This window comes from Frateuria sp. GZRR35 (genome assembly GCF_051900415.1).
GTDB lineage: Bacteria > Pseudomonadota > Gammaproteobacteria > Xanthomonadales > Rhodanobacteraceae > Frateuria_A.
Genome location: NZ_JBHZGL010000001.1, coordinates 164,974 through 187,719, shown reverse-complemented (window position 1 = coordinate 187,719; position 22,746 = coordinate 164,974). Strand labels below are relative to the sequence as shown.

Genomic DNA, 22,746 nt, shown 5'->3' with positions numbered 1-22,746 from the left:
GCGGGCCTTCCCCCGCTAACGCAGGGGCAGGAAAAGGCTCAGTAGCGGATCACCGAACGGATCACACGCCCTTCGTGCATCGCGTCGAACGCCTCGTTGATGCGCTCCAGCGGCAGCTCCTGGCTGACCATCTCGTCGATCCTGATTTCGCCGGCCATGTAGCGGTCGACGTAGCCGGGCAACTGCGAGCGGCCCTTGACTCCACCGAACGCCGAACCGCGCCATACGCGTCCGGTCACCAGCTGGAACGGCCGCGTGCGGATCTCCTGCCCCGCGCCGGCGACGCCGATGATCACCGACTCGCCCCACCCCTTGTGGCAGCACTCCAACGCCGCGCGCATGACGTCGACGTTGCCGATGCACTCGAACGAATAGTCCACGCCGCCGCCGGTGAGCTCGACGATCACCTGCTGGATCGGCGTATCGGGGTAGTCCTTCGGATTGATGCAATCGGTGGCGCCCAGCAGCCTGGCCATCTCGAACTTCGACGGATTGGTGTCGACCACCACGATGCGCCCGGCCCCGGCCATCACCGCGCCCTGCACCACTGACAGCCCGATGCCGCCCAGCCCGAACACGGCCACGCTGGCGCCGGGCTCGACCTTCGCCGTATTGAGCACCGCGCCGATGCCGGTGGTGATGCCGCAGCCGAGCAGGCAGACCTTCTCCAGCGGCGCGGCCTTGTTGATCTTCGCCACCGCGATCTCGGGCAGCACGGTGTACTCGCTGAAGGTGCTGGTACCCATGTAGTGGTGGATCATCCGGCCGTCTTTCGAGAACCGCGAGGTGCCGTCGGGCATCAGCCCCTGTCCCTGGGTGGCTCGGATGCGCTGGCACAGGTTGGTCTTGCCCGAGCGACAGTATTCGCAGGTGCCGCACTCGGGCGTGTACAGCGGAATGACGTGGTCGCCCACGGCGAGCGTGGTCACGCCCTCGCCTACTTCCTCGACGATGCCGCCGCCCTCGTGGCCGAGGATCGCCGGGAACAAGCCTTCCGGGTCGGCGCCGGAGAGCGTGAAAGCGTCGGTGTGGCAGACGCCGGTGGCGACGATGCGCACCAGCACCTCGCCGGCCTTCGGCCCGGCGACCTCCACGTCCTCGATCGACAACGGTTTGCCTGCTTCCCAGGCGACGGCGGCACGCGATTTCATGGGCGACTTCCAAGGTAGGGAAGCCGCCATGATGCCGCGCGCGGCATGGCGGGAAAACCGGCCGGCTCAGCTCAGGCGGGCGTCGCCTGGCCTTCGTGCAATTGCGGCATCTGCGCGCAATAGGCCTGCGCCTCGCCCAGCAGCCATTTGCGGAACACCTGCAGGCCCCGGTGTTCCTGCGAGCGCGGCGGGTAGACCAGCCAGTAGGCCTCCTGGATCGGCAGGTAGCGCTGGCCCAGCACCACCAGCCGGCCAGCCTCGATCAGCGAGCGCGAACTCACCATGCGGCCCAGGCCCACGCCCAGGCCCTCCAGCGCGGCGTGGCGCAGCGCGTCGGTGCTGTCGAAATGCGCCACGTATCGCTTCGGCGGTGTGCCACCCACCTGTGCGAACCACTCGCGCCAGCGGTCGCCCGGGTCGCCCAGCAACGGCCAGTCGCCGAGCTGGCCGGGATCGGCGTCGCCCATGCGCGCGATCAGTTCGGGCGTGGCCACTGGCGCCAGCCACTCGCCGAACAGCCGCTCGCTGGTGAGCCCCGGCCACTGGCCGCGGCCGTAGCGCAGGGCGGCATCGACCGGCTCGCGCTCGAAATCCACCAGCGTGGTGGCCGACTGCAGGTTGAGCTCCAGTTCCGGGTGCGCGGCCACCAGTCCGGGCAACCGCGGCACCAGCCAGCTCGACATGATGCCGGAGCTCGCGCTCAGGGTGAGCGAATCGTGCCGTCGCTCGCGATAGCGCGCGAGCGCGTGCTCGATGCCGTCGAAGTGTTCGCCGACCGCTTCGAGCAGGCCGCAGCCCTCGGTGGTGAGCGTGACGCCGCGCGGGCCGCGTTCGAACAGGCGCCGGCCGAGGCGATCCTCCAGCTGGCGGATCTGGTGGCTCAGCGCACTGACGGTGAGGTTGGCCTGCAGCGCCGCGCGCGACAGGTTGCCGACGCGCGCGACCCGCACGAACTGTTGCAACAGACCCAGCGGAACATGGCTCACGAGGTCGGCCTCCGAGGCGATGGCGACTTGAAATCCACTCAAGGCTGGCTTGCGAATATATCGCTTTTGGGCGCTACCAACGCGGCGTACCTTGAGCGCTCCCCAAGGCAACACCCCCCACCGGAGGTTCTCGTGAAACCGTTCTGGAAGCAGTTGCTTTACCTGCATGGCCACGCCCTGCCCACCGAGCTCAACTGGCGCGCGGATGCGCCAGCGGCCCGCGGTCGCCGTGTCGCGACCGTGAAGCCGGTGCCGCCGATGCTGCGCTGGCGCGAGGTGCTGCGCGCGGCGCTGATCGGCTAGCCGCACGTCCTCGCCGAAACCCACGTGCCGGACTGTAGGAGCGCACCTGTGCGCGACCGTGAGGCTTCCGGTCGCTTACAGGTGCGCTCCTACAGTTGATTCCATCGCAAGCGCGCTCCATTTCCCTAGGATTCCATGCCTGGAGGAAACCTATGCAACTGCGCCCACTCGGCCGCTCGCCGCTTGCCATCGCCCCGCTCGTCTTTGGCGGCAACGTCTTCGGATGGAGCGCGGACGAGAAACGCTCCTTCGGGTTGCTGGACGCCTTCGTCGACGCCGGCTTCAACCTGGTCGACACGGCGGACGTCTATCCGGCCTGGGTGCCGGGCAATCGCGGCGGCGAATCCGAAACCATCATCGGCCGTTGGCTGAAGGCGAGCGGCAAGCGCGACAAGGTGCTGATCGCGACCAAGGTGGCCAAGTGGGCCGAACAGCCCGGCCTGTCGCCGGTCAACATCCAGCAGGCGGTGGATGGGTCGCTCAAGCGTCTGCAGGTCGACTGCATCGATCTGTACCAGGCGCACGAGGATGACGCCTCGGTTCCGCTGGCCGATACGCTGGGAGCGTTTGGACGGCTGATCGAGCAGGGCAAGGTGCGCGCGATCGGCGCCTCCAACTACACCGCCGACCGCTTCGCCGAGGCGCTGAGGGCGTCGGCCGAACACGGTCTGCCACGCTACGAGTCGCTGCAGCCGGAATACAACCTGCTGCGCCGCACCGGCTACGAGCGCGAGCTGGAACCGCTGATCCGGCGCGAGCAGGTCGGCGTGATCAGCTACTACGCGCTGGCCAGCGGCTTCCTGACCGGCAAGTACCGCAGCGAGGCGGACCTGGCCAAGAGCCGCGCGCGCGGCGCAGGCGTGCGCAAGTACCTGGATGCGCGCGGACTGAACATCCTCGACGCGCTCGACCGCGTGGCCGCCAACCACCAGGCCACGCCCGCGCAGATCGCGCTCGCCTGGCTGATCGCCCGCCCGGGCCTCACCGCGCCGATCGCCAGCGCGACCAGCGTGGAGCAACTCCATGAGCTGTTGGATGCGGTGAAACTCGCGCTGGCGCCGGATGAAATCACGTTGCTCGACCAGGCCAGCGCCAAGCCGGCCTGACGCGGACCGGCGGCAGGCGTTCGCGGGAACCAGGCTGTTCGCCGCGGACCGGCACCGGTGCCAGGGTGGCGACCGAGGCGGCGGGCACGGGCATCGCCTGCCGGCCGATGGCTGCCGTGGCGAACGTCCCGGGCAGCAACAGCCGTCGTGCGCATGGTGCGCCGTCCGTGTCGGCGTTCAGGAAAAAGGGGCGCCGAGGCGCCCCTTTCCGTTCAGCCCTTCAGCGTGGCCAGCGCGTCGTTGAAGGTCTTGCTTGGCCGCATCGCCGCACGGGTGCGGGCGAGGTCCGGATGGTAGTAGCCGCCGATGTCGACACGCTTGCCCTGGACGCCGTTCAACTCGGCGACGATGGTCGACTCGTTGTCGGCCAGCGCGTTGGCCAGCGGTGCGAAGGTGGCCTTCAGGCCCGCGTCTTCGTCCTGCTCGGCCAGCGCTTGCGCCCAATACAGCGCCAGATAGAAGTGGCTGCCGCGATTGTCCAGTTCACCGACCTTGCGCGCGGGCGATTTGTTGTTGTCCAGGATCCTGCCGTTGGCCTCGTCCAGCGCCTTGGCCAGCACGGCGGCGCGCTTGTTGCCATAGCGCTCGGCCAGGTGCTCGAAGGACGCGGCCAGCGCCAGGAACTCGCCCAGCGAGTCCCAGCGCAGGTAGTCCTCCTCGACGAACTGCTGCACGTGCTTGGGCGCCGAACCGCCCGCGCCGGTCTCGAACAGCCCGCCGCCGGCCATCAGCGGCACGATCGAGAGCATCTTGGCGCTGGTGCCCAGTTCCATGATCGGAAACAGGTCGGTGAGGTAGTCGCGCAGCACGTTGCCGGTCACCGAGATGGTGTCCTGGCCCTTGCGGATGCGCTCCAGCGAGAAGCGCATCGCCTCGACCGGCGACAGGATGCGGATCTCCAGGCCACGGGTGTCGTGGTCCTTCAGGTAACGCTCGACCTTGGCGATCAGCTGCGCATCGTGCGCGCGCTCGGGATCCAGCCAGAACACCGCCGGGGTGCCGGAAAGGCGCGCGCGGGTGACGGCGAGCTTGACCCAGTCCTGGATCGGCGCGTCGCGGGTTTCGCACATGCGCCAGATGTCGCCCGCCTGGACCTTGTGCTCGAACACGCTGCGGCCGTCCTGGTCGCTCACGCGCACGGTGCCGTCGGCGGCGATCTCGAAGGTCTTGTCGTGCGAACCGTATTCCTCGGCCTTCTGCGCCATCAGGCCGACATTGGGTACCGAACCCATGGTGGCCGGATCGAACGCGCCGTGTGCCTTGCAGTCCTCGACCACCGCCTGGTAGATGCCGGCGTAGCTGCGGTCCGGGATCAGCGCCAGGGTGTCCTGAAGCTCGCCCTTGGCGTTCCACATCTTGCCCGAATCGCGGATCATCGCCGGCATCGAGGCGTCAACGATGACGTCGGAGGGCACGTGCAGGTTGGTGATGCCCTTGTCCGAATTGACCATCGCCAGCGCCGGGCGCTTGGCGTATTCGGCCTCGATGTCGGCCTTGATCGCCGCCTGCTTGTCCTGCGGCAACTGCGAGAGGCGCGCATAGAGATCGCCGATGCCGTTGTTGGCGTCGAAGCCGATCTGCTTGAGCTCGGCCGCGTGCCTGGCGAGCACATCCTTGTAGAACTCGCGCACCACCACGCCGAACATGATCGGGTCGGAGACCTTCATCATGGTGGCCTTCAGGTGCAGCGAGAACAGCGTGCCGGCCGCCTTGGCCTCGGCAATCGCCGTGTCGACGAAGCGCGCCAGCGCGGCGCGGCTCATCACCGCCGCGTCGACCACTTCACCGGCCTGCACGGCGACCTTTTCCTTGAGCACCGTGGTGCTGCCGTCCTTGCCGACCAGCTCGATCTTGAGGCTGCCGGCCTTGTCCATCGTGGCGGACTGCTCCGAACCATAGAAGTCGCCGGCGTCCATGTGCGCCACGCGGGTCTTCGAGTCGGCGCTCCACTTGCCCATCTTGTGCGGATGCTTGCGCGCGTAGTTCTTCACCGAGGCCGGTGCGCGGCGGTCGGAGTTGCCCTCGCGCAGCACCGGGTTGACCGCGCTGCCTTTGACCTTGTCGTAGCGCGCCTTGATGTTGTACTGCTCGACGTCGCCGTGGACCTCGTCGGGGTAATCCGGCAGCGCGTAGCCCTGGGCCTGAAGTTCCTTGATCGCGCTCTTGAGCTGCGGCACCGAGGCGCTGATGTTGGGCAGCTTGATGATGTTGGCATCCGGCGTGGTGGCGAGCTGGCCGAGCTCGGCCAGGTCGTCGGCGATGCGCTGGTCTTCCTTCAGATGCTCAGGGAACTGCGAGAGGATGCGCCCGGCCAGCGAGATGTCGCGCGTCTCCACGTCGATGCCCGCGGTATGCGCAAAGGCCTTCACGATCGGGAGCAGCGACTGGGTGGCCAGGAACGGCGCTTCGTCGGTCAGCGTGTAGAGAATCTTCGGAGCTTCGGACATCGTCTGCATGACCTCTCGTGCAAAGGCGTGCGGGGAAGCGCGAGCTGGAGGCAGCCGCGCCGCGAGGAAAAGACGGCCATTTTCGCCCGAATGGCCCGCCCTGGCTATCGCAGACGCATACGCGGGCGCACGGAGGGCCGGCGCACGCGGGTCGGTACATGGGCACGAACGGCGGACGCAGCGAAGCGCCCCGGTTCGTCACCGAGGCGCACAAGCAACGAAGAGCGCGCTCAGCCGCCGCTGATCGGATAGGTCTGCAGGCCGCCGCTGGAGGCCGGTGCCGGCTGGGCTGCCGGGCGGGTGGCCGAAGATGCACGCGCGTTGCCGCACTGGTAGGCGCCCCAGGCCTGCTCGCCATCGACCGGCTCGCCCAGCGGCTTGACCGTGTCGGCGCCCATCTTGGCGGCCTCGTTGCGAGCCATTACTTCCAGTTCGTCGCGCACCTTGATGTCGTTGCGGTCGACCGGGCCGACGCGCTCCATCACCGACACGGTGACCTTGCCCAGGTCGCGGCACTGCGAGACGTCGCTGTTCCAGGCCGTACGTACCTGCTTGCCCGCATCGTTGAGGGTGATGCCCCAGGTGCAGGCGCCGAGGAGCAGGACGGGAGCAAGCAGCAGCAGGGTCTTGCGCATGGGTGGAACTCCGAACGGGCGATCAGGAAAGGACCCATCGTACCGTGGCGGCACAGGGGTCGGCTGAAGGGGAGAGGAAGCCCGGACGCCCCCTCCCCCCGACCCTCTCCCCCGGCCGCGCCGGGGGAGTGCCAGTCACTTCACAGGCTTGCCGTCGGCGTCGAGCACCTGCACCTTGCCCAGGTTCAACGCACGCACCGGCGCCTCGATCTTCTTGAGGTCGCCCACGATCACCCAGGTCAGGTGATCCGGATGGATCACCTCGTCCGCTGCCGCCTGCACCTGCGGGTCCTTCAGCGCCTGGATGCGCGCCTTCTCGGTCTGGATCCAGTTGTCGGGTCGGTCGTACTGGGCGATGTCCCCGAGCGCACCCATCACCGACGAGGTGGTCTGGTACTCGCCAGGCAGGCTGCGCACGTCGCCTTCCTTGATCTTGGCGATTTCCTTCGCGGTCAGCGGGTGCTTGCCAATCACGCCGCGGGCTTCGGCCAGGATCTGCTCGGCGGAAGGCGCGGTCTTGTCGGTCTGCACCGGCGCGTACATCAGGAACGGGCGCTGACCCAGGGCATCGGGCATGAAGCTGTAGGCGCCGTAGGCCCAATGCTTGTCCTCGCGCAGGTTCATGTTCAGGCGCGAGGTGAAGGTGCCGCCGAAGGCCCCGTTCATGGTCTCGATCGCCAGGTTGTTGTCGACCTTGGTCGAGGGCGCCAGGCTGCCGGCCAGGATCAGGCTCTGCTGCGCGCCGGGGCGGTCGATCAGGTACACGCGCGAGGATTCGGGCGCCGCCACCTGGGCCACGTTCTTGGCCGGCAGCTTGCCTGCGCCCGGCTTCCAGTCGCCGAACACCTTGTCCAGCTGCGGGATGATCTTGTCCAGCGTGGTGTCGCCGGCGACCAGGATCTGCACGTTGTCCGGGCGGATGAAATCACCCATGAAGCGGCGCATGTCGTTGACGTCGAGCGCGGTGATCGACTCGGCGGTGCCCGACCCGGTGAACGGGATCGCATAGGCATGGCCCTGCCCGTACAGCAGCGGCGGCAGCGTGCGCAGCGCGATGCCGATCGGCTGGCTCTTTTCCTGCGCGATGCGTGCCAGCCACTGGCCGCGCAGGCGGTTGACGTCATCGGTGCGGAAGGCCGGGTTGCGCACGATGTCGGCGAACAGCGTGAGCGAGGGCTCGAGCTTGTCGTTCAGCGCATTGAGCGAGGTATTGCAGAAATCCAGGCTGCAGCCGCTGCCGATGACCGCGCCCAGGCGCTGTTCGCGCTTGGCGATCTCGATCGAATCCAGCGCTTTGGTGCCTTCGTCGAGCATCGCCATGGTGAAGCTGGAGGTACCCAGCTTGCGGCCCTGGTCGGCGGCGTAGCCGGCGTCGAACAGCATCTGCACCTGCACCGCCGGCACCTCGTGGCGCTCGGCCAGGGTGACTTCGATGCCGTTGGCGAGCTTGCCGTGCTGCAGGGTCGGGAAGGTGAGGCCCGGGAACTCGGTCACGTCCGGCACGCCCTTGCTGCGGTCGACCGGGCTGGGCGTGGTGTGGAAGTCGCCCTTGGCGGCGAGCTCGGGTTCGGGTTTGCCTGGCAGCGCGGGGCGGCCGCCGTAGGTGGCGAAATCGGTTTCTTCGACCTTGCCCGGCGTGACGGTGACGGTGTAGTCGCCCTTGGCGATCCACTGGTTGGCCGAGGCCCTGACGCTGGCCGGGGTGGCCGCCATCAGCGTCGCGAAGTCCTTCTGGTACGCGCTCGGGTCCTGCTGGTAGAGCTGGCCCTCGGCGAGGATCATCGCCTGCGTGTTGACCCGTTCCAGGCCGCGCACGAAAGAGGCGCGGATGCCGGTCTTGACGCGCTCGAGTTCGTCGGCGGTGGGACCGTCCTTGAGGAACTTCGCCCACTCGTCGGCCACCGCGGCCTCGACCCTGGCCGGGTCGGCACCTTTCTTCACGTCCACCTGCAGCTCGAACAGGCTGGCCAGCACGTGCTGCTCGATGTCGACCGAGACGTCGTCGGCGAGCTTGTCCTGGTAGACCAGGCGCTGGTACAGGCGCGAGGTCTTGCCGCCGCCGAGCACCGCCGCCGCCAGCTGCAGCTGGTTGAGTTCCTGGTCGTTGCGCGAGGGCACGTTCCACTCGCGGTAAATGCGCGTCTGCGCCACGTTGTCGGTCATCGTGCCGCGGGTCGACTTGTCGCGTGGCGTGATCCACACCTGCGGGCGCGGCACGGCGGGCCCCGAACCGATGTCACCGAAATACTTGAGCATCTTCTGCTTCGCCTGCGCCGGCGTGATGTCGCCGGCCAGCACCGCCACCGTGTTGGCGGCGCCGTAGTAATCCTTGAACCACTGCTTGACGTCGGCCAGCGACGCGGCGTTCAGATCGGCCATCGAACCGATCGTGTCGTGGTGGTAAGGATGGTTGGCCGGGAAGGCTTCGGCCTGGATCAGCTCGCTGACGCGGCCATAGGGCTGGTTCTCGCCCTGGCGCTTCTCGTTCTGCACCACGCCGCGCTGCTCGTCCAGCTCCTTCTGGCCGATCGCGCCGAGCAGGTGGCCCATGCGGTCGGACTCCATCCACAGCGCCATGTCCAACGCAGTGGTCGGGACGGTTTCGAAGTAGTTGGTGCGGTCCAGCCAGGTGGTGCCGTTCTGGTCGGTGGCGCCGGCCAGCTCGAACGGCTTGAAGTATTCGTCCTTGTGGTTCTCCGAGCCCTGGAACATCAGGTGCTCGAACAGGTGCGCGAAGCCGGTCTTGCCCTTCGGTTCATAGGAGGAGCCCACGTGGTACCACACGCTCACCGCCACCACCGGCGCCTTGTGATCCTCGTGCACCACGACGGTCAGGCCGTTGGGCAGGGTGAAGCGTTCGTACTTCAGCTCGGGGATCTTCGAGGCCTGCGCCGCCGGCGCATCGGCGGCCTGCGCCACCGGCGTCAGGGCCGGTGCGGCGAGCAGGCTGGCGGCGATCAGCGCCAGCGCGGTCTTGGGTGGGAAACGCTTTGCCACGGTGCAACCTCCTGTCTCACGAAAGAAGCCCGAGGCTATCGGTCCGGGACAAGCGAGCACAAGCGCCCCGAATGAGCGCGCTGTCCGGACGGTGTCCGCCCGCGGACCGCACAGTGTCCGCGGACAACCCACGCGCACGGCGGCCGATCTGACAAACGTCAGTAGATCAAGGGGTTTGCTGCCACTGCATGGCTGGCACGGGGCTTGCCACACTGGCTACAGGACCCCACCCCTGCCCAAGGAACCGAAGCCATGAAACTTGAAACCTATTTGCTGCGCAGCCTGTTCGCCGCCTGCCTGCTGGTATGCGGATGCATCATGGCCTCGATGGTGTTCACGCCCGGGCCGGTGCAGTTGGCCGGCAGCGGCGATGGCGCCCAGCTCGGTGTGATGCTGGCCGTGCCTGGTGCCTGCATGCTGCCGCCGGACGGCGTGGTCTGCCCGCGGCAGGAAAGCTGATCGACGCGCGAGCCTGCCCCTGCCGGCGCCATCGACGGCCCGCGCAGCGGATAATGGCCGGATGCTGCATGTCATTCTCTTCCGCCCCGAAATCCCGCCGAACACCGGCAACGCCATCCGCCTGTGCGCCAACACCGGCGCCTCGCTGCACCTGATCCGCCCGCTCGGCTTCGAACTGGACGACGCCCGGCTGCGCCGCGCGGGCCTGGACTACCACGAGTACGCCCGCGTGGCGGTGCATGACGATCTTGCCGCCTGCCTGGCGGCGCTGGGCCAGCCGCGCGTGTTCGCCTTCTCCACCCGCGGCCGCGTCGCCCACGTGGATGCCCGCTATATGGAAGGCGACGCCCTGCTGTTCGGCTGCGAGACCGCCGGCCTGCCGGCCGAGGTGCTGGACGCCATCCCGCCCGAGCAACGCCTGCGCCTGCCGATGCGACCGGACAGCCGCAGCCTCAACCTGTCCAACAGCGTGGCCGTGGCCGTCTACGAGGCCTGGCGCCAGCTGGGGTTTGCGGGCGCGCTGCTGTAGGAGCCCGCTTGCGGGCGATGCTCAGATCCGGTGGCGTCAAGGCCAAGGCACCACCCGCAAGCGGGCGCTTGCAAGGGGGGAGCCGGGGTGGCGCTGGTGGCCGCTACAATCGCCGGATGAATGCCCCCACCCCAAACGCCTGGCTCCCGCAGCCGTTGCGCAAGCTCGCCGGCCGCGCGCTGGAAACCGCGCTCAATCACACGCTGTCGCTCGATCCGGACACGCAGCAGAAGCTGGCGGCGCTCGCCGGCCGCAGCATCCAGCTGCATCTGCGCGGTCCGGAGCTGGCGCTCAGCGTGACGGTGGAAGGCGAACATCTGAAAGTGGGACCGCCGCAGGACACCAGCCAACTGCGCGTGGCGGCCAGCCCCGGCAGCCTACTGGCGATGGCGCTGCGTCGCGGCGACGAGGGCGTGTCCCCGGGCAAGGTCGAGATCGCCGGCGACGCCGACCTCGCGCGCCGCCTGGAAAAGCTCGCCAGCACGTTCCAGCCGGATTTCGAGGAAGCCTTCGCGCGCAGCTTCGGCGACGTACTCGGCGTGCCGCTTGCGCAGGCGATCGCCAAGGGCCTGCGCCATGCACGCGAAAGTGCGCAGCACCTGGGCGAGGACGGGGCCGACTGGTTGCGCGACGAAGCCCGGCTCACTCCGGCAATGGGCGAGGTGGACGATTTCCTCGACGGCGTGGATGCGCTGCGCGAGCGCAGCGAACGGCTGGAGGCCCGCCTGGTGCGCCTGCGCCAGCGCATGGGGCCGCGCGCATGACGCCGCTGAAGGTGGTGCCGGGCGTGCTGCGGGTGGCCTCGGTGCTGCTCGCCTGGCGCCTGGATGACCTGGTTGACGCCGCGCACCTGTACCGCCCGCTCAAGCTGCTGCGACCGCTGCTGGCCCGCTCGCGCCCCGGCGCCCGCGAACTGCCGCGCGGCGCGCGGTTGCGCATGGCGCTGACCGAGCTGGGACCGATCTTCGTGAAGGCCGGCCAGGTGCTGTCGACCCGGCGCGACCTCATCCCTGCGGACATCGCCGACGAACTGGCGCAGCTGCAGGACCAGGTGCCGCCGTTCCCCGGCGGCGAAGCGCGCGCCATCGTGGAGAACGAGCTGAAGGCGCGGATCGGACGGCTATACGCCCAGTTCGACGAAACGCCGCTGGCTTCCGCTTCGATTGCCCAGGTCCACGCCGCCACCCTGCACGACGGCAGCGCCGTGGTGGTGAAGGTGTTGCGTCCCGGCATCGCGCAGAAGATCGCTCGCGACATCGCACTGATGCGTTCGCTGGGTGAGCTGGCGCAGCGCTGGCATCCCAACGCCGACAAGATCCGCCCGCTCGATGTCGTCGCCGAAGTGGAAAAAATGCTCGAGAACGAGCTGGACCTGCAGCGCGAAGGCGCCAGCGCCAGCCTGCTCAAGCGCAACTTCGAGAGCGGCGTGGACCTGTACGTGCCGGCCGTCCACTGGGACTTCACTTCGGAGCGAGTGCTCACGCTCGAGCGCGTGCACGGCGTGAGCGCGGACGATATCGTCGCCATCGACGCGGCCGGCATCGACCGCAAGGCCCTCGCCGCCAAGGGCGTGCGGGTGTTCTACGAGCAGGTGTTCCGCGACAACTTCTTCCATGCCGACGCGCACCCGGGAAACATCTGGGTGGACCTGCAGCGACGACAGGAACCGCGCTTCGTGGCGCTGGACTTCGGCATCATGGGGTCGCTGCCCGAGGCCGACCAGTACTGGCTGGCGCAGAACTTCATTGCCCTGTTCGAGCGCGATTACGCACGCATCGCCCAGCTCCACGTTGCCGCCGGCTGGATGCCCTCGACGGTGCGGCTGGACGAACTGGAAGCGGCCATCCGCACCGTGTGCGAGCCGTACTTCACCCGCCCGCTGTCGCAGATCTCCTTGGCCGAGGTGGTGGTCAAGCTGTTCCAGACCGCACGGCGCTTCGAGCTGACCCTGCAGCCGCAACTGATCCTGCTGCAGAAGACGCTGCTCAACATCGAGGGGGTCGGGCGCATGCTCGATCCGGACATCGACATCTGGGCGGTGGCCCACCCGGTACTCAAGCGCATCCTGCGCGAGCGCTACAGCGCCCGGCGTACCTTGCGCGCGGTGCGCCAGCGGCTGCCCGAGTGGCTGCACGCGGCGCCGCAGCTGCCCGAGCTGGTGCGCGATGCACTGCGCCAGACGGCCAGCGGCGAGCAGCGGCGACTGGCTGACCCGGTGGAGCTGGCGCTGCACGCGGAACTCGCCCTGCGACGGCGGCGCGCGCTGCTCGGCGGCCTGTTCGGCACGGCGCTGCTCGGCTGCGCCACCCTGCTGTGGATCGCCGGCGGACCGATCGGCTCGGACTGGGTAGCGCTGGGCTGCCTTGCCGCCGCCCTGCTCGCCTTCCTGACCAGCGCCCGCCGCTGAGCCGAAGCTGCAGCAAGTCCCGGATCGCCGCAGCGCCCTGTAGGAGCGCACCTGTGCGCGACCGCGCGGCGGCCAGCCCCGTGGGGTCACGCACAGGGTGCGCTCCTACAAGGGTTCAATGAAGTTGGTGAGCTCCTAGAGAAACCATGCTCGAGATCCTCTACCTGGACGACGCCCTGCTCGCGGTCAACAAGCCCGCGGGCCTGCCCGTGCACCGTTCGAAGCTGATCGGCCCCGCCGACGCCTTCCTGATCGACCTGCTCCGCGAACAGATCGGTGGCGAGCTGTTCCTCGCCCACCGCCTCGACCGTGCCACCAGCGGCGTGCTGCTGGTCGCCCGCTCGGCCGCCGTGGCCGCGGCACTGGGCGAGCAGTTCATGGGCCGCCAAGTGCACAAGCAGTACCTGGCGGTGGTGCGCGGCTGGCCCGAACCGGACGAGGGCCTGGTCGACTATCCGCTGCCCGGCTCGCGTGAGACCGGCCCGCGGCGCGAGGCGCGCACGCGCTACCGGCGCATGGCCACGGTCGAGGTGCCGATCGCGCTCGGCCGTTATCCACAACAGCGCTACGCACTGGTGCTCGCCGAGCCGGAGACCGGCCGCTTCCGCCAGATCCGCAAACACATGGCACACATCCACCACCCAGTGATCGGCGATTGCCAGCATGGCCGCAGCGATCACAACCGCCTGTACAAGCAGTACTTCAGCTGCCACCGCATGCTGCTGCACGCCTGGCGGCTACAGTTCACCCATCCGCTGGACGGGCAGCCGATGACCCTGAGCGCGCCCCTTGATCCCGCCTTCGCAGCACTGCTCGCCCGCTTCGCCTGGCCCCTCCCGTCCTTGTAGGAGCCCACTTGTGGGCGATGCTCCTGCGCGCTGATCGTCCGCGGGCCCAAGAGCATCGCCCACAAGTGGGCTCCTACAAAGGAACCGGGGGCCTTTTTATTCATCGGCTTGCCTTAACATTGGCGCCATGCTGCAGATCAGCCGCACCCTCGCCCTCCCCGACACCGAACTGACCGAACGCTTCCTGCGCGCGGACGGTCCCGGCGGGCAACACGTCAACCGCACCGAGAGCGCGGTGGAGCTGCGTTTCGACGTGGCGACCTCGCCCTCGCTGCCCGAACCGGTGCGCGCACGCCTGCTGTCGCGGCGCGACCGGCGCATGACCGAAGAGGGCGTGCTGGTGATCCAGGCACGTCGGTTCCGCGAGCAGGCGCGCAACCGCGACGACGCGCGCGATCGGCTGGCCGAGATCGTGCGCGGCGCCCTGGTCGCGCCGAAGAAGCGCGTGGCGACCCGCCCCACGCGCGCCTCGAAGGAGCGCCGCCTGGCCGGCAAGCAGCAGCGGGGCAAGCTCAAGCAGGGCCGCTCGCGCGACTGGAGCGGTGAGTGAGCGAGCCCATCCTGCCGCCGCTGCCGCCACAGGCACCGCGGATCGACAACCGCTTCTGGCCCTGGCTGATGCGCGGACTGCTGCGTCTTTCCGGGTGGCGCCTGCTCGGCGAACTGCCGGACGTGCCGAAACTGATCATCATCGGCGCACCGCACTCCTCCTATTGGGACGGCGTGTGGGGGCTGATGATGAAGGTCGCATTGGGCGCGGACATCAAGGTGATGATCAAGCGCGAGGTGCTGGACAGCCCGCTCGGATTGATCCTGCGGCCGCTGGGCATGATCGGCATCAACCGCAAGGCCGCGCTCAACGTGGTGGGCCAGATGGTGCGCCGCTTCGCCGACCACCCGCGCATGTGGCTGGGCATCACCCCCGAAGGCACGCGCAAGCACGTCACGCACTGGAAGAGCGGCTTCCTGCGCATCGCCCGCGAGGCCGATGTGCCGATCCTGCCGGTATGCCTGGACTACCCGACCCGGACTTTCACCCTGGGCACACTGCAACACGCCAGCGATGATCCGGACGCCGACATGGCGCACATCCGCAGCCTGTTCCGCGGCTACCGCGGCAAGCACCGCAATACCGAGTAGGCAGGCGTGGGCGTGGGGCAAAGCCCTACGCGCCCCATCAGTCAGAGCCTACGGCAGGGTTCTACCCGTGCCGCCGTCCGGCCCGTTGCCGCGTGATAACGTCGCCGGCACACCCGACTGCGTCAAACGGACATGACCCAAGGTCCCATCTCTTCCGTCGGCCGCAGGCCGTCGCCCGCCAACGCGCGCCTGTGCGCACTGGCCCTCCTCCTCGCAGGATGCTCGCCGATGAGCCAGGCGCCCGCCCCGTCGCGCCCGCCCTCGCCATCGGGCGTCATTCCGGCACACATTCCGCTGGACGAACATCACATCGTCCACATCGATACGAGCAAGCCGATCCCGTTCGATGAGCACAGCTTCGGTTCGTATTGCTTCGACACCTACGGCTGCAGGGTTTTGTACAACGGCCGCTACGACAGTCATGACCCGGACGACGTCAAGCAGGTTTCGTCGGCGTCTTGGGGTACCAAATATCCGGACAGCATGTACGCCGGGTGGATCGGCATACGCAATTTTCCGCGTCCGGCCCATGTGACATGGCAATCGAAGGACGGGCAACGCCACGAGGCCGATGTCGACATCGCCTCGATTTTCAAGGAACAGGTGGTACTGCACAAAGTACCCCGGGACCAGCTGCCGCCCGTACTCAAGGCAACCATAAGTCCGGAAATCATTCTCGAAGTGAATGACAGGACGATCAACGTCTACATGCGCGCCATGGTTTTCACCACGGTTCTCCAGAACCCCGAGAACCCCTATAGCGACATGCGGAACGATTTGATACTTGCGTACAGCAAGACGTATTGATCCGCGACCAAGGAAGGACACATGTCCAATGACCCGTCTCGTTGGCCAGATGGCGTCGAGGTGCGCCAGGCTGGCAAGGAAGCCCTGGAAGGGTACGCATTGCGACGCCAGCAGCTCTCGCGCTTCGGCGCACCTTTGCTGGTCGGCACGGATAGCCCGCATTCCAGGCTTTACATGGCGGACTTCGATGGAACCGGCAACGACAAATACCAGGACCCCGCACACGCCACCAACGTGGCGCGCATCTACGATCAGGTCAACGAGGCAAAGAACACTAACATTCGCGCCGGGTACGTCCCGGGCGTAGGGACCCAGATCGGGGACTTCGAAAAGAATCTGGATGGAGCGGTCGGCTACAGTTACGGGCCGCGCCTCGAAGAGATGTATTTGCTCTTCATCAACCAGGCCAGGGCTTGGCGAGCCGAAGATCCGGACGCGGTCATCAGTCTGGCTTCGATCGGTTTCAGCCGCGGCGCCGTCACTGCCGCGATGTTTGCACGCATGGTCGAGGAACGCGGTATCCAGGATCCCGCGGACATGATCATCGAACGCGACGACGAAGGGCGGATCATCAGCCTCACGCCCACCCGCCCACCACTGGTCCCGCCGGGACAGACACCCCAGGTCGTGGGTCTGTTCGATCCGGTCGCCACTGGCGTGATGAACAAGGTGGACGTGCGCCTGCCGCCGTCGGTGATTTCAGGCTTCCAGATCACTGCGCTGGACGAACGACGTGACGAGTTTGCCTCCAAGCAGATCATCGACCCGGGCATGTCGGCGAACGGCCGATTCTTCAACGCGCGGGTGAACGGAGCGCATTGCGACATCGGCGGGTCCTACCTGCTCAACGGGTTGTCCGTGCGCAACGGCAACATGATGGTGGCGTATCTCAACGCCCTCAGCGACGTTCCATTCCTTCAGGAGCAGGCCGTCCCGAACGCACCGGCAATGAATGTCATCCACCGCAGCGAACAACACCAGTGGTTCTACACCACGGCCATGGATGCCACGCTGGGACACCGCACAACGGTCGACCGGCTGGTTGCACCCATTTCGCCTGATCCGGTCGTGAACGAGCTGCAGAGTCTGTTCGCCAACACCCGCGATGCCGAGCCCATGAACGAGGCGCTCGACGCGCGCTTTCGTCACCGGTTCGTTCCGGTCCCGCCCGAGCGGGAAGAATCCGCGCTACCGGCATTTTTCGAAACCCGGCCACGCGCGCCGGCGCCGCCACCGCCGATGAAGGTGGACTGGAACCAGATGTTCCTGCAGATGAGCGATGCGGCCCTCGATCGCAACGCGCACGGCGTTCTTGAATCCGGTCGGCAGTTCACCCAGACAACGGAAGGACAAATCTGGCTGCAACAAGGTCTACTGGCTGACCAGGCGACGCAGGTGCAGGCGGCGCAAGCGGCCATGGCGTCGATCCAGGCGACACAGAGTCCGGGTATGCGCGCGTGACCGGTGAGGCGAAAGAGCGTGTCGCGGCGGAGGACCTGCAGCAGCTTGCGTTGCGCTTGAGCGCCTTTGCCAATGTGCTGGGCGAACATGCCGAACATTTGGTGGCGGAAACCGCGCGCGGCACGCAAACCCTCAAAGAGACCGCTCAGGGACTTGGCCTGCAGGCCGGCCAGCTTGCACGGGAACTGGCCGCGAGCGTTGGCCAGGAGGTCCGTGCCGGTATCGAACGGAACGTGTCAGCGGGGATGCGCCAAGGCGGCGAGCGACTGCAATCGGCCTGCGATGCGGCCACACGCGCGGCTAGCGCCATGGAACGGGAACTGGACCGTATGCGCCGACTGTCGCGGTCGGTTCTTTGGAGGAGCGGCCTTGCCCTGCTTGTAGGCGCCGTCCTCGCCGCAGGCGGCAGCGGCTACCTGGCCTGGCGCAACCACCAAGCGATCGAGCGGGCGCAGTTCTCCGCGGACCTGCTGGAGGCCATTCGCTCGGGTGCTGTTCGACCCTGCGGCGACGGCTTGTGCGCGCGCCTCGCCACCGATGCGCCGCATTACGGCACGCACGGCGAGTATCGGCGCATCCACTGATGCGCCTCGCAAGCGACGTAGTGCGCTGTCCTGGTTGATCACGAATGATCCTGCCGGTGTTCCCTGGACTATCCCACCAAGACCTTCACCTGGGCACGCCGCAGCACGCGACCGATGATCCGGATGCGGACATGGTCCACATCCGCAGCCTTTTTCGCGGTTACCGCGGCAAGCATCGCGATACGGAATGAGTTCTACCGGCTCAGGCCAGCCAGATCTCGTTGAAGACGCGGCTGAAGTTCAGACCCAGCACCTTTTCCACCACGCGCGCGCCATATCCCTTGCGTCCCAACGCGTCGCAGACCCGCTCTAGCTTGCGGGGCGTGTTGAGGTCGGGGATGTAGGGCGGTCGGTTTTCCCCGGGCGCCGCCACGCCAGCGCTGATCCGCTGGGCTTCCAGTTTCGCCATGGCCTTAAGGTCATCGTCGGTTGCGGTGAAGAACAACGAATCGGTGCCAATTCCCACGTGATCTTCGCCGCACACGTCCAGTGCATGCAGCATGTGGCGCAGGTAATCCTCGAGCATCGGCTGGCGATGTTCGTCGGTCAGGAATGGCAGCATGTAGATGCCCATCACCCCGCCCCTTTCAGCCAGCGCTCTCATCTCGCGGTCGCGTTTGTTGCGCGGATGCGCGTACACCGCGTGGCAGCCTGCGTGCGTGATCACGGCCGGTTTGGCCGAGAGCGCGATGCCATCGGCGGTCGTGGGCGCGTTGGCGTGGCTGAGATCCAGCGCGATACCCGCGGCGTTCATCCGGGCGATGGCCTGGCGGCCAAGCGGCGTGACGCCGCCACCGCCGACGGTCAGGCAACCCTCGCCGAAGGGGGAGGCCGTGTTGTAGGTCAGTCCCATCACCAGGACGTCGAACCGGCGAAAGAGGTCAATCCGATCGAGCTGCCCCTCCAGCATCGAGGCGGCCTCGAAGGAGAGGATAACCCCCACCTTTCCCTCTCGCTTGGCGCGTGCGAGATCGTCGTGGCGCCGGACCTTGAGGAAGGTCTCAGGGTGGTGTTCGATCAACGCCTGGGCGGCACCGATGTCGGCGACGGTTTCCTCGAACGAGCCCGCGGCGCCACCGAGCGTGCTTTTGAGCACGGTGATGCCCGAGTCGCGCAACGCCTGGATCGCCGCCTGATCCGCGCATTGATAACCGATCGAAGCGAGCGTGTTGGCATCCACGACCAGCGTGCGCCGGTAGAGCTCGGCGGACGCGGTCGCGTCCCTGCCGCGCGAGCCGGGCGGCGCCTGCGTACGGCCACGCGCGGCCGGAAGCGCCGTCGCCAGCAGGCCGGCCCCGGAGAGACCTAGGAACCGGCGACGTGAGGCGGACGGGTCCATCATGACGTGCTCCCTTAATTTATCGGTGTTAAATTACTGCCGGATGACCTGAGGTTCAAGCATGCAGAGGTACAACCCCGAACCAGGCCGCAAGCGGGTGCGCTCACCTGGCGAGACCGCGACCGCTGGCAGCCGGGCGGGATTGGCGCGTGACCAACTGGTGCATGCGGCGCTGGATCTGCTGCGGGAGGGCGGACTCCCGGCGCTGAGCACCCGGCGCCTGGCCGAACGCCTTGGGGTCAAATCACCGGCGCTGTACTGGCACGTACGCAACAAGGACGAGCTGCTGGGGCTGGTGGTCGATGCACTTTGTGCAGGGATGGCGCTGCCCGCACCCGGCCTGCCCTTTCGGGCGCGCATCGAGGCGATTGCCTGGGAGTACCGCCGCGTGCTGCTCGCCTGGCCCGACGCAACGCGGCTGTTCGCGGAGCTGGCGCCGACCGGCCCGCATCGCATGCGGCTGTATGACGCTGCGGTAGGCGCGTTTCTCGATGCCGGTTGCGCGCCCTCCGAGGCCGTGGCACTGGCAACCTTTCTCCGCCACTACCTGTTGGGCATGATCACCGAGGAGGCCCGCCAGTGCCGATCCGGCGATGCCGGAATCCCCAGCCCCTCGAAGGTCCTCGGCGCCGAGATTTCCGGCACCGGGCCGTTGGCCGATTGCCCCCATCTGGCCGGTGCCGCCGAGGTGCTCCGGGACATCGAGCCCGAGGCGCTGTTCGGGCTGGGGCTCGACATCCTGCTGGACGGGCTGGAGCGGCGCCTCAGCCTTCGGCGCGGGCCAGCAGGCCAGGCTTGACCAGGTCGACGAACGCTCGCGCCTCGGGGCTCAGGAACTTGCCCTTGCGCATCACCACGCCGTAGCTGCGCTGCGGAAAGAAGCGCTTCATGTTGCGTACCGCCAGGCGCGCGCGGTCGGCTTCGGTGATGCAGATACCGGTGACGATCGAGATGCCCAGGCCTGAGGCGACATATTCCTTGATCACCTCCCAGCCGCCGACCTCGATCGCCACCTGGTAGGGCACCTGGCGCTGCTGGAATACCAGGTCCACCAGCCGGTAGGTCGACAGCCGCTGCGGCGGCAGGATCAGGCCGTAGGGCGAGAGGTCCTCCAGCGCGACCTCGGCCTTGCGCGCCAGCGGGTGATCGCGCGGGGTGATCAGCATCGGGTCATAGTGGCGCAGCGGCGCCCAGGCGATGTCGTTGGGCACATCCAGCATGGAACCCACCGCGAAGTCGGCTTCGTCCGCGCGCAGCAGCGCCAGGCCGTCGCGGCCGGTGACGTTGGCCAGCTGCAGATGCACCGCCGGATAGGCCTCGCGGTAGCGCCGCACGAGATCAGGCAGCAGGTACTGGATGGTCGAGGCACCGGCGGCAATGGTCAGCCGGCCCGCGGTGAGGCCTTTGACGCGTGCCTGGAAGTCGCGGTCCAGGTTCTCCCAGCCCTCGATCAGCGGGCGCGCCAGTTCGTACAGCGCCTCGCCGGCGTCGGTGAGGTTGATACGTCGTCGCCGCCGTTCCAGGAGCGGCACGCCCAGTTCACGCTCCAGGGCCTGCAATTGCAGGGTGACGGTCGGCTGGGAGAGGAACAACGCCTCGGCCGCCCGGGTGAGGGTTCCCAGCTTGACGATGCTGACGAAGGCGCGCAGCTGCTTGTGGCGGTTGCCCTTGTAGTAGTAGCGCTCGGCGGCTTCGACCGCCTCCTGGCCCCTCGCGGCCGCTTTTGCTGGCTTCGCCCGGCGCCCCTGAACTTTCCGGTTCACTGCCGTAGTCCTCCTTGAGGGCCATTTCGACGCACTTTTACATACTACTTTGATTTTCTCAATAAGAAAGATTGAAACATTCGCTTTGTCAAAGGCTGGCATGCGGGCCTAGCGTGGATGGCACCCCTCCAAGGAGCTCGACCATGGCCGTCCCGCAGGAACGACTCGACCCCGGCCCGCTGACCGTCCACAGCGACACCGCCGCCTACGCCAGCTTGCTCACCCCCGAAGCACTCGCTTTCCTGGCCGACCTGCACCAGCGCTTCGATGCCCGCCGACGCGAACTGCTGGCCGCGCGCGCCGAGCGCCAGGCCCGCTGGGATGCCGGCGCCCTGCCTGACTTCCGCGCCGACACCCAGGCCATCCGCGAAGGCGACTGGCAGGTCGCCCCTGTCCCTGCCGCGCTGCGCGACCGCCGCGTGGAGATCACCGGGCCGGTCGAGCGCAAGATGATCATCAACGCGCTCAATTCCGGCGCCAAAGTGTTCATGGCGGACTTCGAGGATTCCTCGACGCCGACCCTGGCCAACCAGCTCGACGGCCAGCAGAACCTGATCGACGCCGTTGCTGGCAGCATCGCGTACCGCTCGCCCGACGGGCGCGACTACAAGCTCGGCGCGAACCCGGCGGTACTGGTCGTGCGCCCGCGCGGCTGGCACCTGCCCGAGCGGCATTTCGAGGTCGACGGCGAGCCGATGGCCGGCGCGCTGGTGGACTTCGGCCTGTTCGCCTTTCACAACGCCAGCGCACTGCAGGCGCGCGATCGCGGCCCGTACTTCTACCTGCCCAAGCTGGAGGCGATGGAGGAGGCGGCGCTGTGGGACGACGTCATGGTGCACGCCGAGAGCCAACTCGGCCTGCCGCGCGGCTGCATGAAGGCAACCGTGCTGATCGAGACGTTGCCTGCGGCGTTCCAGATGGACGAGATCCTGCACGCCCTGCGCGAGCGCGTGGTTGGCCTCAACTGCGGCCGCTGGGACTACATCTTTTCCTACCTCAAGACCCTGCGCGGCCACCACGACCGCCTGCTGCCCGAGCGCGGCCAGGTGCAGATGACCGTCCCGTTCCTGAAGGCCTACTCGGAACTGCTGATCAAGACCTGCCACCGCCGCGGCGCCTTCGCCATGGGAGGGATGGCCGCGCAGATCCCGATCAAGGGCGACGACACGGCGAACGAAGCGGCACTGGAGAAGGTCCGCGCCGACAAGCTGCGCGAGGTGCACGCCGGCCACGACGGCACCTGGGTCGCGCATCCGGCGCTGGTGCCGGTAGCGCAGGCGATCTTCGACCGCTACATGCCTGAGCCCAACCAGTTGCACGTGCTGCGCGAGGACGTCCACGTCACCCGCGACCAGTTGCTGGCGCCCGCCTGCGGCACGATCACCCGCGCCGGCTTCGACAACAACGTCGAGGTCGCCTTGCGCTATACCGCCGCCTGGCTCGATGGTCTGGGCTGCGTGCCGATCCATCACCTGATGGAAGACGCGGCCACGGCCGAGATCGCCCGCGCGCAGCTGTGGCAATGGTTGCACTACGCCGGCGACGTCGTCTCCGACTGCGTGCCGCTGGAGTTCCCCGACGGTGCGCCGATCGACATGGCGCTGTTCGACCAGGCGCTCGCCGCGCACACCCATCGCCTGCGCGAAAGCACGCATCCGGGCGCCCGCCGTGCCGAAGACGCCGCCCGCCTGCTCAGCGAACTGACCCACGCCGAACAGCTCGGCGCCTTCCTCACTCTGCCCGCCTACGCGCAACTGGCCTGACCGCCCCTCTGTAGGAGCGCA

General features: G+C 67.7%; 21 protein-coding genes. 14 read left to right on the top strand and 7 right to left on the bottom strand.

Annotation, left to right across the window (positions count from 1 at the left end; all coding sequences use genetic code 11):
• Window positions 1-38 precede the first annotated feature (38 nt).
• Entirely contained in the window at window positions 39-1,151 is a 1,113-nt protein-coding gene (locus ACFWZ3_RS00805) for an S-(hydroxymethyl)glutathione dehydrogenase/class III alcohol dehydrogenase (protein ID WP_439705888.1), read from the bottom strand.
• 71 nt (window positions 1,152-1,222) lie between these two features.
• Window positions 1,223-2,137: a LysR substrate-binding domain-containing protein gene (locus tag ACFWZ3_RS00800; RefSeq protein WP_439705887.1), complete on the bottom strand. Its 915-nt coding sequence runs from the start codon at window positions 2,135-2,137 to the stop codon at window positions 1,223-1,225.
• A gap of 132 nt (window positions 2,138-2,269) precedes the next feature.
• On the opposite strand from ACFWZ3_RS00800, the gene ACFWZ3_RS00795 reads away from it, so the two are divergent.
• Window positions 2,270-2,440 carry a hypothetical protein gene (locus ACFWZ3_RS00795; protein ID WP_439705886.1) on the top strand — a complete coding sequence of 57 codons (171 nt, stop codon included), beginning with the start codon at window positions 2,270-2,272 and terminating at the stop codon, window positions 2,438-2,440.
• Between the two features lie 152 nt (window positions 2,441-2,592).
• Entirely contained in the window at window positions 2,593-3,546 is a 954-nt protein-coding gene (locus ACFWZ3_RS00790; protein WP_439705885.1) for an aldo/keto reductase, read from the top strand.
• A gap of 212 nt (window positions 3,547-3,758) precedes the next feature.
• Here the strand turns inward: ACFWZ3_RS00790 and ACFWZ3_RS00785 are convergent, their stop codons facing one another.
• The 3 genes from ACFWZ3_RS00785 to ACFWZ3_RS00775 all read right to left on the bottom strand — a co-directional run bounded on the left by ACFWZ3_RS00785 (window position 3,759) and on the right by ACFWZ3_RS00775 (window position 9,625).
• Entirely contained in the window at window positions 3,759-5,993 is a 2,235-nt protein-coding gene (locus ACFWZ3_RS00785) for an NADP-dependent isocitrate dehydrogenase (protein ID WP_439706199.1), read from the bottom strand.
• Window positions 5,994-6,223: 230 nt separating this feature from the next.
• Window positions 6,224-6,628: a DUF4156 domain-containing protein gene (locus ACFWZ3_RS00780; protein WP_439705884.1), complete on the bottom strand. Its 405-nt coding sequence runs from the start codon at window positions 6,626-6,628 to the stop codon at window positions 6,224-6,226.
• A gap of 135 nt (window positions 6,629-6,763) precedes the next feature.
• The gene (locus ACFWZ3_RS00775; protein WP_439705883.1) at window positions 6,764-9,625 is read right to left on the bottom strand and encodes a M16 family metallopeptidase; all 2,862 of its coding nucleotides are present in this window, start codon (window positions 9,623-9,625) and stop codon (window positions 6,764-6,766) included.
• A 252-nt stretch (window positions 9,626-9,877) separates the two neighbouring features.
• Between ACFWZ3_RS00775 and ACFWZ3_RS00770 the strand changes: the two genes are divergently transcribed.
• The 10 genes from ACFWZ3_RS00770 (at window position 9,878) to ACFWZ3_RS00725 (ending at window position 17,860) form a co-directional block, all read left to right on the top strand.
• The gene (locus ACFWZ3_RS00770) at window positions 9,878-10,084 is read left to right on the top strand and encodes a hypothetical protein (protein ID WP_209620214.1); all 207 of its coding nucleotides are present in this window, start codon (window positions 9,878-9,880) and stop codon (window positions 10,082-10,084) included.
• Between the two features lie 61 nt (window positions 10,085-10,145).
• On the top strand, window positions 10,146-10,613 hold the full coding sequence (gene trmL, locus ACFWZ3_RS00765; protein ID WP_439705882.1) for a tRNA (uridine(34)/cytosine(34)/5-carboxymethylaminomethyluridine(34)-2'-O)-methyltransferase TrmL: 468 nt from the start codon (window positions 10,146-10,148) through the stop codon (window positions 10,611-10,613).
• A 116-nt stretch (window positions 10,614-10,729) separates the two neighbouring features.
• Window positions 10,730-11,377, top strand: coding sequence for a ubiquinone biosynthesis accessory factor UbiJ (locus tag ACFWZ3_RS00760; RefSeq protein WP_439705881.1), 648 nt, complete (start codon window positions 10,730-10,732; stop codon window positions 11,375-11,377).
• On the top strand, window positions 11,374-13,020 hold the full coding sequence (gene ubiB, locus ACFWZ3_RS00755) for a ubiquinone biosynthesis regulatory protein kinase UbiB (protein ID WP_439705880.1): 1,647 nt from the start codon (window positions 11,374-11,376) through the stop codon (window positions 13,018-13,020). Before ACFWZ3_RS00760 ends, ubiB begins: the two co-directional genes overlap by 4 nt.
• A gap of 146 nt (window positions 13,021-13,166) precedes the next feature.
• Window positions 13,167-13,868: a pseudouridine synthase gene (locus ACFWZ3_RS00750; protein WP_439705879.1), complete on the top strand. Its 702-nt coding sequence runs from the start codon at window positions 13,167-13,169 to the stop codon at window positions 13,866-13,868.
• Between the two features lie 127 nt (window positions 13,869-13,995).
• Window positions 13,996-14,418, top strand: a complete 423-nt coding sequence (arfB, locus tag ACFWZ3_RS00745) for an alternative ribosome rescue aminoacyl-tRNA hydrolase ArfB (protein ID WP_439705878.1) — start codon at window positions 13,996-13,998, stop codon at window positions 14,416-14,418.
• On the top strand, window positions 14,415-15,008 hold the full coding sequence (locus ACFWZ3_RS00740; RefSeq protein ID WP_439705877.1) for a 1-acyl-sn-glycerol-3-phosphate acyltransferase: 594 nt from the start codon (window positions 14,415-14,417) through the stop codon (window positions 15,006-15,008). Before arfB ends, ACFWZ3_RS00740 begins: the two co-directional genes overlap by 4 nt.
• A gap of 228 nt (window positions 15,009-15,236) precedes the next feature.
• A complete protein-coding gene (locus ACFWZ3_RS00735) occupies window positions 15,237-15,815 on the top strand; it encodes a hypothetical protein (RefSeq protein WP_439705876.1) in 579 nt (192 codons plus the stop codon).
• 21 nt (window positions 15,816-15,836) lie between these two features.
• Window positions 15,837-17,276, top strand: coding sequence for a T6SS phospholipase effector Tle1-like catalytic domain-containing protein (locus ACFWZ3_RS00730; RefSeq protein WP_439705875.1), 1,440 nt, complete (start codon window positions 15,837-15,839; stop codon window positions 17,274-17,276).
• Window positions 17,273-17,860 carry a hypothetical protein gene (locus tag ACFWZ3_RS00725; protein ID WP_439705874.1) on the top strand — a complete coding sequence of 196 codons (588 nt, stop codon included), beginning with the start codon at window positions 17,273-17,275 and terminating at the stop codon, window positions 17,858-17,860. Before ACFWZ3_RS00730 ends, ACFWZ3_RS00725 begins: the two co-directional genes overlap by 4 nt.
• A 202-nt stretch (window positions 17,861-18,062) precedes the next feature.
• On the opposite strand, the gene ACFWZ3_RS00720 is transcribed toward ACFWZ3_RS00725, so the two are convergent.
• The gene (locus tag ACFWZ3_RS00720) at window positions 18,063-19,199 is read right to left on the bottom strand and encodes a dipeptidase (RefSeq protein WP_439705873.1); all 1,137 of its coding nucleotides are present in this window, start codon (window positions 19,197-19,199) and stop codon (window positions 18,063-18,065) included.
• 61 nt (window positions 19,200-19,260) lie between these two features.
• On the opposite strand from ACFWZ3_RS00720, the gene ACFWZ3_RS00715 reads away from it, so the two are divergent.
• Entirely contained in the window at window positions 19,261-19,998 is a 738-nt protein-coding gene (locus tag ACFWZ3_RS00715) for a TetR/AcrR family transcriptional regulator C-terminal domain-containing protein (protein WP_439705872.1), read from the top strand.
• Here ACFWZ3_RS00715 and ACFWZ3_RS00710 read toward each other — a convergent pair.
• Window positions 19,964-20,848, bottom strand: coding sequence for a LysR family transcriptional regulator (locus ACFWZ3_RS00710; protein WP_439706198.1), 885 nt, complete (start codon window positions 20,846-20,848; stop codon window positions 19,964-19,966). The two genes, ACFWZ3_RS00715 and ACFWZ3_RS00710, sit on opposite strands and share 35 nt — an antisense overlap.
• A 257-nt stretch (window positions 20,849-21,105) precedes the next feature.
• Between ACFWZ3_RS00710 and aceB the strand changes: the two genes are divergently transcribed.
• Window positions 21,106-22,725, top strand: a complete 1,620-nt coding sequence (gene aceB / locus ACFWZ3_RS00705; protein ID WP_439705871.1) for a malate synthase A — start codon at window positions 21,106-21,108, stop codon at window positions 22,723-22,725.
• The last annotated feature ends 21 nt before the right edge of the window (window positions 22,726-22,746 follow it).

What these genes read in the sequence shown, in the direction of transcription:
- ACFWZ3_RS00805 (WP_439705888.1), bottom strand. Translation starts at nt 1,151, where the DNA reads ATGAAATCGCGTGCCGCCGTCGCCTGGGAAGCAGGCAAACCGTTGTCG.
- ACFWZ3_RS00790 (WP_439705885.1), top strand. Translation starts at nt 2,593, where the DNA reads ATGCAACTGCGCCCACTCGGCCGCTCGCCGCTTGCCATCGCCCCGCTC.
- ACFWZ3_RS00785 (WP_439706199.1), bottom strand. Translation starts at nt 5,993, where the DNA reads ATGTCCGAAGCTCCGAAGATTCTCTACACGCTGACCGACGAAGCGCCG.
- ACFWZ3_RS00780 (WP_439705884.1), bottom strand. Translation starts at nt 6,628, where the DNA reads ATGCGCAAGACCCTGCTGCTGCTTGCTCCCGTCCTGCTCCTCGGCGCC.
- ACFWZ3_RS00770 (WP_209620214.1), top strand. Translation starts at nt 9,878, where the DNA reads ATGAAACTTGAAACCTATTTGCTGCGCAGCCTGTTCGCCGCCTGCCTG.
- trmL (WP_439705882.1), top strand. Translation starts at nt 10,146, where the DNA reads ATGCTGCATGTCATTCTCTTCCGCCCCGAAATCCCGCCGAACACCGGC.
- ACFWZ3_RS00760 (WP_439705881.1), top strand. Translation starts at nt 10,730, where the DNA reads ATGAATGCCCCCACCCCAAACGCCTGGCTCCCGCAGCCGTTGCGCAAG.
- ubiB (WP_439705880.1), top strand. Translation starts at nt 11,374, where the DNA reads ATGACGCCGCTGAAGGTGGTGCCGGGCGTGCTGCGGGTGGCCTCGGTG.
- ACFWZ3_RS00750 (WP_439705879.1), top strand. Translation starts at nt 13,167, where the DNA reads ATGCTCGAGATCCTCTACCTGGACGACGCCCTGCTCGCGGTCAACAAG.
- arfB (WP_439705878.1), top strand. Translation starts at nt 13,996, where the DNA reads ATGCTGCAGATCAGCCGCACCCTCGCCCTCCCCGACACCGAACTGACC.
- ACFWZ3_RS00735 (WP_439705876.1), top strand. Translation starts at nt 15,237, where the DNA reads ATGAGCCAGGCGCCCGCCCCGTCGCGCCCGCCCTCGCCATCGGGCGTC.
- ACFWZ3_RS00730 (WP_439705875.1), top strand. Translation starts at nt 15,837, where the DNA reads ATGTCCAATGACCCGTCTCGTTGGCCAGATGGCGTCGAGGTGCGCCAG.
- ACFWZ3_RS00720 (WP_439705873.1), bottom strand. Translation starts at nt 19,199, where the DNA reads ATGGACCCGTCCGCCTCACGTCGCCGGTTCCTAGGTCTCTCCGGGGCC.
- ACFWZ3_RS00715 (WP_439705872.1), top strand. Translation starts at nt 19,261, where the DNA reads ATGCAGAGGTACAACCCCGAACCAGGCCGCAAGCGGGTGCGCTCACCT.
- aceB (WP_439705871.1), top strand. Translation starts at nt 21,106, where the DNA reads ATGGCCGTCCCGCAGGAACGACTCGACCCCGGCCCGCTGACCGTCCAC.